This window comes from Streptomyces sp. NPDC051020, from assembly GCF_040683105.1.
In the GTDB taxonomy this organism is placed as follows: domain Bacteria; phylum Actinomycetota; class Actinomycetes; order Streptomycetales; family Streptomycetaceae; genus Streptomyces.
The window spans coordinates 1-11,734 of record NZ_JBFBCG010000126.1 but is presented as its reverse complement, the minus strand read 5'-3'; the positions used below and the strand labels follow the sequence as shown (position 1 = coordinate 11,734).

General features: G+C 68.5%; 15 protein-coding genes. 7 read left to right on the top strand and 8 right to left on the bottom strand.

Annotated features, from left to right (window positions below):
* Nucleotides 1–933 (top strand): MFS transporter (locus tag AB0N06_RS35740; RefSeq protein ID WP_366138854.1); only part of this gene is annotated, 933 nt, incomplete at its 5' end.
* Nucleotides 934–1,082: 149 nt separating this feature from the next.
* Here the strand turns inward: AB0N06_RS35740 and AB0N06_RS35735 are convergent.
* From AB0N06_RS35735 to AB0N06_RS35725, 3 genes are all read right to left on the bottom strand, one after another.
* Nucleotides 1,083–2,312, bottom strand: a complete 1,230-nt coding sequence (locus tag AB0N06_RS35735; protein WP_366138853.1) for an IS3 family transposase — start codon at nt 2,310–2,312, stop codon at nt 1,083–1,085.
* Nucleotides 2,300–2,587 (bottom strand): transposase, encoded by a 288-nt coding sequence (locus tag AB0N06_RS35730; RefSeq protein ID WP_366138852.1) that lies wholly within the window; start codon nt 2,585–2,587, stop codon nt 2,300–2,302. The genes AB0N06_RS35735 and AB0N06_RS35730 overlap by 13 nt, the downstream gene beginning before the upstream one ends.
* 244 nt (nt 2,588–2,831) lie before the next feature.
* The gene (locus AB0N06_RS35725; RefSeq protein ID WP_366138851.1) at nt 2,832–3,287 is read right to left on the bottom strand and encodes a GNAT family N-acetyltransferase; all 456 of its coding nucleotides are present in this window, start codon (nt 3,285–3,287) and stop codon (nt 2,832–2,834) included.
* Nucleotides 3,288–3,419: 132 nt separating this feature from the next.
* Between AB0N06_RS35725 and AB0N06_RS35720 the strand changes: the two genes are divergently transcribed.
* Nucleotides 3,420–3,704, top strand: coding sequence for a hypothetical protein (locus AB0N06_RS35720; RefSeq protein ID WP_366138850.1), 285 nt, complete (start codon nt 3,420–3,422; stop codon nt 3,702–3,704).
* A gap of 59 nt (nt 3,705–3,763) precedes the next feature.
* On the opposite strand, the gene AB0N06_RS35715 is transcribed toward AB0N06_RS35720, so the two are convergent.
* Genes AB0N06_RS35715 through AB0N06_RS35705 form a run of 3 tightly spaced genes read right to left on the bottom strand, consistent with a single transcriptional unit; the run spans nt 3,764 to nt 4,896 of the window.
* The gene (locus AB0N06_RS35715; protein WP_366138849.1) at nt 3,764–4,027 is read right to left on the bottom strand and encodes a hypothetical protein; all 264 of its coding nucleotides are present in this window, start codon (nt 4,025–4,027) and stop codon (nt 3,764–3,766) included.
* Between the two features lie 38 nt (nt 4,028–4,065).
* Nucleotides 4,066–4,284 carry a hypothetical protein gene (locus AB0N06_RS35710; protein ID WP_366138848.1) on the bottom strand — a complete coding sequence of 73 codons (219 nt, stop codon included), beginning with the start codon at nt 4,282–4,284 and terminating at the stop codon, nt 4,066–4,068.
* 33 nt (nt 4,285–4,317) lie between these two features.
* The gene (locus tag AB0N06_RS35705; protein WP_366138847.1) at nt 4,318–4,896 is read right to left on the bottom strand and encodes a helix-turn-helix domain-containing protein; all 579 of its coding nucleotides are present in this window, start codon (nt 4,894–4,896) and stop codon (nt 4,318–4,320) included.
* A 165-nt stretch (nt 4,897–5,061) separates the two neighbouring features.
* Between AB0N06_RS35705 and AB0N06_RS35700 the strand changes: the two genes are divergently transcribed.
* On the top strand, nt 5,062–5,823 hold the full coding sequence (locus tag AB0N06_RS35700; protein WP_366138846.1) for an SDR family oxidoreductase: 762 nt from the start codon (nt 5,062–5,064) through the stop codon (nt 5,821–5,823).
* A gap of 221 nt (nt 5,824–6,044) precedes the next feature.
* On the top strand, nt 6,045–7,496 hold the full coding sequence (locus tag AB0N06_RS35695; RefSeq protein ID WP_366138845.1) for an MFS transporter: 1,452 nt from the start codon (nt 6,045–6,047) through the stop codon (nt 7,494–7,496).
* A 284-nt stretch (nt 7,497–7,780) separates the two neighbouring features.
* Here the strand turns inward: AB0N06_RS35695 and AB0N06_RS35690 are convergent, their stop codons facing one another.
* Nucleotides 7,781–7,960 (bottom strand): hypothetical protein, encoded by a 180-nt coding sequence (locus AB0N06_RS35690; RefSeq protein ID WP_366138855.1) that lies wholly within the window; start codon nt 7,958–7,960, stop codon nt 7,781–7,783.
* Between the two features lie 247 nt (nt 7,961–8,207).
* On the opposite strand from AB0N06_RS35690, the gene AB0N06_RS35685 reads away from it, so the two are divergent.
* Both AB0N06_RS35685 and AB0N06_RS35680 read left to right on the top strand, forming a co-directional pair.
* Nucleotides 8,208–8,648: a hypothetical protein gene (locus AB0N06_RS35685; protein WP_366138844.1), complete on the top strand. Its 441-nt coding sequence runs from the start codon at nt 8,208–8,210 to the stop codon at nt 8,646–8,648.
* A 241-nt stretch (nt 8,649–8,889) separates the two neighbouring features.
* On the top strand, nt 8,890–9,234 hold the full coding sequence (locus AB0N06_RS35680) for a hypothetical protein (protein ID WP_366138843.1): 345 nt from the start codon (nt 8,890–8,892) through the stop codon (nt 9,232–9,234).
* A gap of 72 nt (nt 9,235–9,306) precedes the next feature.
* On the opposite strand, the gene AB0N06_RS35675 is transcribed toward AB0N06_RS35680, so the two are convergent.
* Complete coding sequence (locus AB0N06_RS35675; protein WP_366138842.1) at nt 9,307–10,251, bottom strand: WD40 repeat domain-containing protein; 945 nt, start codon at nt 10,249–10,251, stop codon at nt 9,307–9,309.
* Between the two features lie 569 nt (nt 10,252–10,820).
* Here AB0N06_RS35675 and AB0N06_RS35670 point away from each other — a divergent pair.
* Nucleotides 10,821–11,402 (top strand): hypothetical protein, encoded by a 582-nt coding sequence (locus AB0N06_RS35670; protein ID WP_366138841.1) that lies wholly within the window; start codon nt 10,821–10,823, stop codon nt 11,400–11,402.
* Nucleotides 11,403–11,734: the final 332 nt, after the last annotated feature.

Below are 11,734 nucleotides of genomic sequence, written 5' to 3'. Positions count from 1 at the left end.
CCCGGACGGCACCTGGACCCGCCAGGTCTCGCCCTGACCGTCATCGCCATCGCCCTGCTGAACTACGCCGTCATCCAGGGCGGATACGCTGGCTTCGGCACCCCCGCGGTCCTATGGTCCTTCACAGGGTTCGTCCTGGTCCTCGCCGCCTTCCTGGTCGTCGAGAGCCGCAGCCGCACTCCGATGCTCAACCTGCGGCTGTTCCGCAACCCCTCCTTCACAGCGGCCAATCTGGTCGCCATGGTCGCCCAGTACGCGTTCGTCGGCATGGCGATCGCCCAGGTCCTGTACTTCCAGCGTGTCCGCCACGAATCGATCCTGGAGACCGGCCTGCTCACCCTGCCGGTGACCGGCACCTATCTGCTGGTCAGCGCCGTGGCAGGGCGGGTCGTCAGCAGACTCGGCTTCAAAGTCACCCTCACTGGCGGCTCCCTGATCGCAGCCACCGGAACCCTGCTGATGCTCACCCAGACCGCGCACACCTCCCCAGCACTGATCGGCCTGCATCTCGCGGTCTTCGGCGCGGGCGCGGCGCTGGTCCTCCCGCCCAGCACCGCCGCCGCGGTCGTCAGCGTTCCCCCGGCCGAGGCAGGCATGGCCAGCGGCACCGTCAACCTCTTCCGGCAGATCGGCAACACGCTCGGGGCCAGCGTCACCGGGACCATCGTCACCAGCGGGCTGATCAGCCGACTGCCGGACCAGCTCACCCAGCACGGAGTCCCGTCCGAAGCCACCCGGGACATCACCGACGGCATAGCCTCCGGTACCCCGATCGCCGCCATCCCTGCCGGAATCCGCGACAACGTCTCGGCCGCCTTCGCAGACGCCTTCACCTCCGCACTCCACCTGGCCGTCCTGATCCCAGCGGTCGGAGCCCTCCTCGCCGCAGTGGCCGCAGTGCTCTTCGTACGCAAACACGCCCAGATTCACTGAGAACACCCATAGCCGCACCCCTATCCGAATCCTCAGAGAGACCGTCATGGCCATCGAAGCAAGGACCCCGGAGAACACCGCGTTCGACCTGGTCGACTACGTCACCGGCTACGCCAACCTCATCCGGACCCAGCCCATCACCGACAACGTCACCGGGGCCGTCGCCCTGGCCCGGATGGCGCTCGGGTACGGGGCACCGCTGGTGGTGACGCTGGGCCCCGAGCGGGACCCGCGCGGCAGCTGCTGCTCCCCGGCAACCACGGCGGACGGTGCGGTCTACTCACGCTCGCGCGTGCGTGACGGCGGCAGTACGGCGGCAACCCAACTCCGTCCGGGCAGACGGTGTTCCGGGCCCCGGGCTGCTCCCCTTCCCTCCCCGCTGGGCACCTGTGCGACGCGCACAACGGCGAAAGCTGCAGTCGGCGGACTGTCAATCCCCTGGTTTTGTGGAGACCATCCTGTGCAGCCAGCTCCTCGGTGAAGCCGGCCCAGTAGTCGTGTTCGTAGTCGATCGGGCTTATCCAGTCGCACACGCTGTGTAGCCGGCGCGCGTTGTAGAAATCGGTGATCCAGGTCGCGATCCGGATCCGGGCCTCGGAGCGGGTGGCGAAGGTGTGCCGGTGGACGTACTCGACCTTGAGCACGCTGTTGAACGCTTCACTGACGGCGTTGTCGAAGCACGACCCGACCCGGCCCATGGACTGGGTGACGCCCAGTTTGCGGCAGGCCCGGCGGAACTTCCGTGAGCCGTACTCGCTGCCGCGATCGCTGTGGAAGATCACACCGCAGACGTCCCCGCCGCGGGTCGCCGCGGCCATGTGCAGGGCGGCGACGACCAGGTCGGCGTCGTGGCGAGCTCCCATCGCATAGCCGAGCAGGCGGCGGGAGAACAGGTCGATGACCGTGGCCAGATACAGCTTTCCCTCGCCGCTGTCGATCTCCGTCATGTCCCCGCACCAGACCAGGTCGGGCGCCTCGGCGGTGAAGTCCCGACGCACGAAGTCCGGACTCGCCGGCCGCTTGCCAGGCCGGGTCAGTCCCCGCCGCTTTCGGACCTTGCGGCCCGCCAGGCCGAGCTCGGCCATGATCCTCGCGATGGTGTTCACCGAGATGCGCCAGCCCTTGCGGACCAGCGCGACCCAGATCTTCGGCGAACCATAGGTGCCGCCGGAACTGGTGAACTCCTCCTTGACCGCCTCCACCAGCCGCAGGTGTCGCGTCTGCCGCGCGGTGGGCTTGCGGATGCGGTGCTTGTAGAACCACGACTCGCTCACACCCAGGACACGACACGAGACGCGGTGCGGGATGTTGTGCACGGTCCTGAAGTCGCTGATCACCCCGACCACCTGGGACGGGTCCGCCACGGCTACTTCACCCACAGGACCATGCAGCGTTTGAGCACATCACGCTCCATGGCCAACTCCTTGTTGTCCCGCTTGAGCTGGGCATTTTCCCGCCGCAACCGCTCCAGCTCGTCACTGACACCGGCCGGCGCGGTCCCGGCCCGGCGGGCCCGGGACACCCAGCTGGCCAGGGTCGTCTCGTTGATCCCCAGGTCCCTCGCGACCTCGGCGATCGCCTTGCCGGTCTCCGTCACGATCCGCACAGCCCCCTCACGGAACTCCGGATCGAACTTCCGTCGCTTCTCCGCCATGACTCCCAACTTCCCCTGCAGTCACGGTCTTCACGCTACGAGGGGAGGTTCACAACCGGAACTACCCCCGCGCGATCAGAAACCCAACTGATGGCCCGTGGTCCAAACCCGCGCAGGCCGGGGCATAGTCGAGCCCGGCCGATGGGTCCCCAACCAGACTTAAGAAGCAGAAGAGCAGCCGAAGCGCCGGGAGGCCCGCGCTCAAGACGCCACAGACCATGTCACCGCCTGGGCAAGCATCGTCTCAACGGCGACGCCCCTGAGGGATGTAGCGGCGGAAGCCCTCTGCCAGGGCTTTGAAACCGCACGCTTCGTAGAAGGTGTGTACATTCTCGTCATCCGCCGCCAGCAGCTGGACCTTGTAGCAGCCAGCCGACTCACCCAGTTGAACGGCGGACTTCATCAGACGACGGCCGACACCCCGCCGCTGGAAGAAGCTGGCCACCACGACGTTCTCCACGAACAGGATGGCCCGGCCACTGCGTGTGAGGTTCGGCATGACGATGCAATCTGCTGTTCCGGCCATGGTGCCGCCAGCGTCAGCCACCAGGATCGTCCGTCCCTGCTGCCTTGATATGGCTGCCCAGATGGCATCTGCGGACGCCTGTGGCAACGGCGTATCATCCGGATTCAACTCGCTGTAGAGAGTCAGCAACGCTGGCAGGTCCGCCTCAGCTGCTGACCGCACATTGATCTTCATGCGCTGAGCCTAGAACGGGCACAGCCGCACACGTCGCAGCAGTTGCTCGCCAAGCAAAAGCAACTGCATTGGCCGGCGAAGGCCCCTGGACCCCGATCGCCCGGCATCCTCCAGCGCGAATCCGTCAAGCAAGTGACCACGACCGACGCGAGCCTGCTGCCTACCGCCCTGCGCATCCTCGGCGCCCTCAAAACCGAGCCCACCCCCATGCCCGCCGCCGTCGGCTACGTCGACGGAATCGACCTCCCCCTCACCGACCCCGACTTCACCGACCACATCCGCACCCTGACCGCCGACACCAAGCCCGCCCGCACCACCCCCGCACCCACCCACCTGGAACGCCGCCCCAAGAAAGCCGGGCTCGGCATCTCCGCAGCGCGCCGGCACGTTCTGCGCGAAACCTTGCCCCGCGGGTGAACAGCCATGGCCCGCAAGGGCTTTTCCTTGCCCCGGTGGCAGCAGGCTGAGGGATGGGGTCACCGCATCCGCACCACCGTGAGCGTTCCGTGTCGGCTCGATTCCGCCAGCATTTCCACCGTGAGGTCGGTCTGGATCCGGGTGTATGTCTCGCCTTCCGTCCGCCGCTCGCCCATCACCTCCGCGCCCGCCAGGGCGGTACCGATGTGTGCGGCGAGGACTGGTTCCAGGCGGGCCGACAGCCTTACCTGGCTGTCCTCGTCGCCGACAACGAGGGCCAGGTGCTGCGGACGGAGCCTGGGCCCCGTGAACCCGACGACCAAACCGTCGACGGTGTCAGCACGGCACTGGCGAAGCGCCGTTATTCGGAAGCTGCAGTATTGCCCTGGCGGTTGTCATCGGTCCCTCGGCCGGAGAGACACCTCGCCCAGTGTCGTAGACCGTCGACCGGGGGCACGCCGAACATGTCAGCGGTCTGCTGGACGGTTTCCTCCCGCTCGTCGTAGAGCCGTTGGGCGAGCGCGGCCTCGTCCTCGGTGAGCTTCGGCCAGCGCGCGCCGGCCCGGCCGCGGGCTCGCACGGAGGCGAGCCCGTCGGCACTTCCGGGGTGGCATCAGTCCGCCGTGCCGTACCTGAGTCCGTCGAGGGTGAGGTCGAGGAGGTGTTCGGCCTGCTCGCGCTCCTCGGGCTTTCCCGAGGCGAGGGCGACGCCGGTCAGAGCGGCAAACATGACGGCCGGGCTGACGTCCGACCGGATGGCCCCAGCGGCCCTCGCGGCGTCCATGAGCGAGGTGAGGGCGGTCATGATCAGCTCGCGGCTGTGGGCGTAGGGGTTGACGCCGGAGTCGACGACGGCGCGGAGGGCCTCGGCCATCCCCAGTTTCGCGGTGGCGTAGTCGATGAAGCGCCCCATCCAGGCGCGAAGCGCCTCGCGTGGCGGCATGGCTGCCAGGAGTTCGGAAGCGGCCTCGCACAGCCGGCTCAGCTCGTTGCGGTAGGCGGCCTCGATCAGCGCCTCCCGAGTGGGGAAGTTCCGGTAGAGAGTGCCCGAGCCCACGCCCGCTTCCTTGGCGATGCGCTCAAGGTGCGCCTCCAGCCCTTCTTCGGCGAAGACGCGCACGGCCGCGGAGAGGATCTTCTCCCGGTTGCGCCGCGCGTCGGCCCGCAGCGGTCGCCCGGTGTCTGTAGTCACGGGAGGGCCCTTCCTCATCAGAAGTAAGTGGAGACGCCTCCACTCTTGCTAAGTGGCGACGCCTCCACTTATAGTCGAAGAACCGGCGGCGCCTCCACTTACGAGTGTAGAGCACATACCGCCGTCGTCCGCAGGGTGCGGGCGAATCACTTAGAGGAGCACACCATGAGCCTCCCGCTCGAAGGCAAGGTCGCCGTCATCACTGGCGGCGCGTCCGGCGTCGGCCTGGGGATCGCCCAGGAATTCGTGGACCAGGGCGCCCGCGTGGTCATCACCGACCTGGAGCAGAAGCCGCTGGACGAGGCGGTCGCCGTCATCGGCCCGAACGCCTCGGGCATCGTCGCCGACGTCACCAAGCTCGCCGACATGGAGGCGATGTACCAGGAGGTCATCGCCCGTCACGGACGCCTCGACGCGGTCGTGGCCAACGCCGGCATCGGCGCCCACGCCCCGCTCGGCGCGATCACCGAGGAACAGTTCGAGCGGACCTTCGACGTCAACGCCAAGGGCGTCCTGTTCACCGTCCAGCCGGCGATCCCGCTGCTGCCGGCAGGCGGCACCGTCGTCATCATCGGCTCCACCGCCTCCATCCAGCCCCCGGCCGGCATGGGCCTGTACGGCGGCGCCAAGGCCGCGGTACGCGCCTTCATCCGGTCCTGGATCCAGGACATCAAGGGCACCGGCATCCGCATGAACGTCCTCAGCCCTGGCGCCGTGGACACCGAATCCCTGCGCCGCGCCCTCGGCATGGCGCAGGGCGCCGACGCCGTCCCGGCCGCGGTCCAGAAGATGGGCGAAGGCAACCCCACCGGCCGGATCGCCGACCCCCGCGAGATGGGCAAGGCCGTGGCCTTCCTCTCCAGCGACGCCTCCAGCTTCATCACCGGCGTCGAACTCTTCGCCGACGGTGGCATGGCCCAGGTCTGAGCAGCCAAGCCGTGACGCGCGCGCCCGGCGACCGGGCCCACCGGGCGCGCGTCACCCCCGCCGACATCCCTTTCCCGGGCGCGGCTTCGACCGGGCCCCTCCCGCCGGCCCGCACACGCCCGCGATCACCACCCCACCCTCCCTTCCGGGGCCAGGCCCGAGGCCGCCCCGCACACCGCTCACACTCTGTCGGCCCCTGAAGGCCAGAACAGGATCCCGCCATGTCCACAACGCAGCGCATCCCTGCCGCCATACCGCCGGCTTCGTCCGCCGAATCTCCTGCCACCTCACGGCGCAGCAGCCGCCGCGCGGCGTTCGGCATCATGATCGTGCTGGTCGGGCAGCTGATGCTCACCCTCGACGGCACCATCGTCAACGTGGCCCTGCCCAGCATCGGCACCGGTCTCGGCCTGGGCCCGTCCGCCCTGTCCTGGATCGTCAACGCCTACACCCTCGCCTTCGGCGGCCTGATGCTGACGGGCGGCCGGCTCGGGGACACCTACGGCCGGCGCCGCGTCTTCCTCATCGGCCTGAGCGTCTTCACCGCCTCCTCCCTGCTCGGCGGCTTCGCCCAGAGCGCCGCCCTGCTGATCGCCGCCCGCGCGGCGCAGGGCATCGGCGCAGCCCTCGCCGCACCTGGCGTGCTCGCCCTGGTCACCACCAGCGCCCGCGACGACGCAGCACGCAACCGGGCCCTGGCCCTCTGCGCCGCCGTCGGTATCGGCGGCAGCACCCTCGGCCTCCTCCTGGGCGGTGTGGTCACCGAAGTCGGATCCTGGCGCTGGACCCTGTTCATCAACGTCCCCATCGGCATCGCCGTGCTCGCCCTCGCCCCGCGGTTCGTCGCCGAAACCCCGCGCAACCCCGGCCGCTTCGACCTCATCGGCGCACTGAGCGCCACCGGCGCAGCCGTGGCAATCGTCTGGGCACTGATCGGCGCACCCGAGCACGGCTGGGCCTCCGCCCAGACCATCGGCTCTCTCACAGTCGGCATCGTCCTCCTGGCCGCCCTGGCCATGACCGAACGCCGGGTCGCCCACCCGATGCTGGTGCCCGCCCTGCTGCGCGACCGACGCCGCCTGGGCGCTCTCGCCGTGACGACCCTGGTCTTCGGCTCCCAGATCGCAACGTTCTTCCTGGTCGTGCAGTACGTCCAGCGGGTACTGCACTTCGGCCCCATCGCTGCCGGAGCCGCGTTCCTGCCGATGACGCTGGGCATCTTCGCCATGGCACGCACCGCCCCCAAGCTGGTGGCCCGCTTCGGACAGAGGCCGCTGCTGATCACCGGCACCCTCGGCCTGACCGCCAGCTACATCTGGCTCAGCAACATCGACACGACCAGCAGCTACGCCACCGCAGTCCTCGGCCCCCTGCTGATCAACGGCATCTCGGCCGGACTGACCTTCATGCCGGCCGCCTCCCTGGTGATGGGCGGGGTCGAGCCGCAGCACGCCGGATCGGCTTCCGGCCTGCTCCAGACGGTCCAGCAGCTGGGCGGAGCCATCGGACTCGCCGTCGTCGTCTCGGTCTACGCCGCCGGAGCCGTCCCCGGTCAGTTCGTCCCCGGCGCCCGCGCCGCATTCCTGACCACCGCCTCATTCACGCTCCTGGCCTCCACCCTGGCAGCCCTCATCCTGCGCTCCCACCGACCGGCCCACGCCCCAACCAACTGAAGCACCACCCGGCGAGCTGGCTTCCCACCATCGTGGGAAGCCGACTCGCCGCCGTCCGCCCGCCCACGGGCCAGGCAGCCAGGCAGCCAGGCAGCCAGGCGGCCAGATCCAACGAGCCGTTCACCGACCAATCACAACCGCAGCTCTGTCATGTCGGCCTCAGGAACAGGCACTGACTCCACTCTGAACGGCCCGCCGCCCGCGCGGCCCGCCCTGGTCGGTCGCTACGACCGTGATCGCTGCCGGGGTCTGTGTAGCGAACGGTGGAACTCGTTCGGATTTCTTTAGCGGCGTCCGGCGGTGAGTCGTCCGTCGAAGGTGATGTCGAAGGCCTGGAGTTCGCCCTCCAGCGCGGACTCCAGTACCCGCTTGGTCAGCTGCTGCAGCAGGCCGCCCTCTCCGGTGAGTTTCACCCCGCCGGCCTGAGCCCGGGCCACCAGCTCGGCGACCAGCCCGTCATCCACAGCGTTCCACGGTGGCCTTCCCGGCCTCGATGTCACTCGTCACGTCAGTCATCAACTGTCGCTTCCAGCTCGTGAGTTACACCACTCACCGTACAGACCCCGATCCGGTGATGATCGACCCGGACCTGTCCTACGAGCGGTGGCGGCATCTGCACCGGGTCAGGTACGGACGCGCGGCGAGCCCTTTGAGGGCGCGCCGCTGTGGAACGACGCTGTGCCCAGCCGGGGAAAGCCGGTGGCACGCGGCATGACCTCCAAGGCGGAGGTGCTGCGCCGCATGCACCACAGCTACGTGGTCCGGCGGGATCTGGACGGCCCGGAGGGCGAGCTGGCGGTCCAGGTGCTGCTCGGATGCAAGGCGATCCTGCGCTGCCGCGCGGTCAGCGACGGAGATTTCATCGACAAGCCGGATCTGGAGCGGCAGATGGAGGCCCTGCAATGGCGCGCCCTGGTGACCGCCGCCGCCCGAGGCGAGGGCAGCGGCGCCCAACTCCTCACCCGGCTGAGTGAGCTCGAGGCGCTGGCCGCCGCAATCCTGGAACTGGACACGGCATTCCGGCAGCGCAACAGCGACCCGTTCCTGGGCGCCCGCATCGCCGCGGCCGTGCACGGCACGAAGGCGGTGCTCCGGCACTGGCCGCCGAAGACCGCGGAGGCCGTCACGGAGCCGAACCGCCGGACGCCATAGCGGCGAGTGGGTCCGATTGATTGTGCACCGCTGGTGAAGTCGGCCCGGGGCCACCCGCGCTTCATCTCCGACACCCTGCCACCGGGCCTGAACCGGGCCACAGACGTTCAGGAAACTGCACACCCTGGCGGTACTTCCCGGTCGAATGTTCTCCGAGGGCCCGTCCCCAATGTCCTGGCCCGGCGGAGCTCGGCGGCTCGGCCTACTGCTGCCTGTTCTCGCGCTTGTGACGTTGGCGAGCGTGCCGTTGGCCACACACGCGGGAGAGTGGCTGGAAGAGCACGTCGACAGCGACCCGCTGGTGCGCAAGCACGCCGAACTCGGCGATGGCCTGCTGCCGTGGGCTCTCGGCCTCTTTGCGATCTCGGCCGTCGTCTGGTGGACGGCCCGCCGCTCGGCACCCGCCGCGGACGGCACGTCGGGTGCCGCATGGTCACCCCCGGTACTGCTTCGGGGCGCGGTCGTGATCCTCTCTCTCGCTGTCGCCGTCGGCGCTGTGGTGGACGTCTACCGGATCGGCGACTCGGGCGCCAAGGCCGCCTGGCACGACAACTACTCGAAGACGGCCACGCAGCATGGCGGCTGACGGACGAAGCCGACGTTGAGCGTATGGAGCCCACTACCTTCCCTCAGGACCTGGTGCAGGCCAAGCAGGACACTAGGCAGTACTCATGTGGTCCAGTCGCAGCGCACCGTCGCGGGACCCGGTAGCGAGTACGACGGTGCCGTCGGGGCGGAGTATCGCAGCGGCGTGGTATCCGGGGTGAGGCAGCGCGAGTTGCTCTCCGGTCAGTGCGTTCCACTGGCGGACGGTGTCGTCGTCGTATGCCACGATCACGCGGGGTGTGCCGGCGACCGGAACGACGGCGGTCGTGTGCGGATACCGGTTGCCAGTGGGTATCGGCGGACCGAACGGCTCGCCGGTCGCTGCGTCCCACCGGTGGATCGATTGTTCGTCGTCGTGTGCCACCAGAAGTACCCGTCGGTCCGGCAGTCGGCACGAGGCAAGGTTGAAAACGCGGGCATCGGGGCTGACTGGCAGGGGCTCACCGACGGGTTCGCCGGTCTCGGCGTGCCATCGGCGGACGGTGTCGTCCTCGCCGCCGGTGGCCATCAGCGGTGTGCCGTCCGGCAGGGTGAGGGGCGTGAGGGTGATGACGTAGCCGCGGTTGCACTCCCAGGACGGTCCGTCCGATTCGCCCGTCGCTGCGTCCCAGCGGTGGAGGTGGCCGTCGATGCCCGCCCCGATGAACAATTTCCGCCCGTTCGCGGTTGTTGCTGTGGTGACCTGCCAGATCGTTGTCGTGTTGTCGACCCGGCCCAGGGACTGTCCGGTCTGTGCGTCCCAGCGGTGCAGTCCGTCCGGGTCGGACGTCGCCAGGATCAGCCGGCCATCTGGCAAGGACGCGAGGGCGCCGTTGTGCACGATGAGCCATGGGTCCGCCTCGAAGTCGACGACGCGGCGGCCGGAGACGGTATCCCAGCAGCGCAATTCACCGTCGCCTTCACAGCCGGTCGTGAACAGCAGCTCCCGCCCGTCATCTGGGAACCACCACGCCAGAGGATGAGCCCGGGAGCGATGGGCGTTGGTAATGCGGCGCATCTGGTCTCCTGGCCTGCCGGGATGGGCGTAATGGGTGGTGGGGATGTGCCGAGCGGGTCGATCGTATCTTCGAAAACCCGCTAGCGGGCAGCACGTCGTGCCGGTCGATGAGGTCGGGGAACCGCTCCTCTCGGCGGGCCTGTGCAAGTCGTGCGGACAGCCGCCTGTACGTCGGCGCGGTGTGCGGGATCAGACCCTCAGAGACGAGCCGGTAGTACGCCTGGCGGAGGGTGCAGCCGCCGACCTCGTCGTAGCTGGTGACGATGGCGACGGCGCGGTCCACGATGCCCGGCCACTGGTACAAAGCCAAGCACCGGAGCTCTGCCGGTCCTGCTTGTCGGCGTACACCCGTATCTGCTCAGGACGGTACAACCGAAGGTGCTCAGCTCCCTTGGCAGAGATGAGTGTGGACGGTTACGTAATGCGGCTCTGTCGCAGATCTTGTGATGCAGGTCGACCGCATCTTGCACCGACGTCGACCCTCGTGAACAGCCTGCTCGGAACACCGTGTCATGCTGGCCGACCACGGGTGACCATGATCGCCATTGCTGCAAACGGAAAGGGATACGATGCGAATCCCATGGCGCCGACGGCCGGTCGGGCGTTCCCAGCGGCTCCTCGACATCGCGGGTGTCAAGCCGGGATCGGTGGAAAGCACCGACGACCTGGAGGTTTGCCGGCAGGTCGCCTTTCGGGCAGCCCAGCGGGACCACAGCGCGACCGCCGAGATTCTGGCGGCCATCGAGGAGCTGCTGGAAGACGAGGCCGAGTACGAGTTCGTCGTCGCGTTCTTGGAGAACCTCCAAAACCTCGTATCCCACGGCCTCGACACGCTCCGGTCCCTCGACGAGATACGCCCGCTGCTCGGACCCCATAGCGCGATCTGCTGGGACACCGTGACCGGTTTCTGGGCCGCGGTAGCCGACTGGCGGGCTCGCAACGGCGTGCCGCTGGAGTCTTCCTCCCAGATCCTCGGCGTCCAGAACGAACAGCTGCAGCTGCTCCTGTGGACGGCGAACAGAACCCTCGCCACGGGCGAGAAACTTGGGATCGTCGACGCTGTGCGCTACGAGAAGGCCGTCGGGTCGCCTATCCCTGGATACAGCCACATCGCGGTCGCACTGCGCATCATGGGGCAGGACAGCCCCTGACCCGACAACGTGGAGGACGCCAACCCACAGACCTCACGAAATCAGCGACAGAGCCGAATTGCGTGATTGCTGACAATGAGGGTGCTCGGCTCGGCGTAATCGGGAGGCGATACGGACGGGGGATGCGGAACACTTCGCCGGGTGATCGTGATGCAGCCCGTCCTGGAGATATACGCGCCTGACGGCTTCGACCTCTGGCCTGTCGCAAAGGTCGAGTCGTTCGACTTCCTGCCTCTCAGCTCGGATCCACCGGCGTGATTCCCGGTTGATCGTTTCGGGGTCGGGCAGGCCGTTTCGGGGCTGGGCTGCGGATTCGGGCGTGGGGTGGCCGC

Bases quoted from the DNA above. Each gene is read 5' to 3' on its own strand.
- AB0N06_RS35730 (WP_366138852.1), bottom strand. From the start codon at position 2,587: ATGGCGGAGAAGCGACGGAAGTTCGATCCGGAGTTCCGTGAGGGGGCT.
- AB0N06_RS35725 (WP_366138851.1), bottom strand. From the start codon at position 3,287: ATGAAGATCAATGTGCGGTCAGCAGCTGAGGCGGACCTGCCAGCGTTG.
- AB0N06_RS35700 (WP_366138846.1), top strand. From the start codon at position 5,062: ATGAGCCTCCCGCTCGAAGGCAAGGTCGCCGTCATCACTGGCGGCGCG.
- AB0N06_RS35695 (WP_366138845.1), top strand. From the start codon at position 6,045: ATGTCCACAACGCAGCGCATCCCTGCCGCCATACCGCCGGCTTCGTCC.
- AB0N06_RS35685 (WP_366138844.1), top strand. From the start codon at position 8,208: ATGACCTCCAAGGCGGAGGTGCTGCGCCGCATGCACCACAGCTACGTG.
- AB0N06_RS35675 (WP_366138842.1), bottom strand. From the start codon at position 10,251: ATGCGCCGCATTACCAACGCCCATCGCTCCCGGGCTCATCCTCTGGCG.
- AB0N06_RS35670 (WP_366138841.1), top strand. From the start codon at position 10,821: ATGCGAATCCCATGGCGCCGACGGCCGGTCGGGCGTTCCCAGCGGCTC.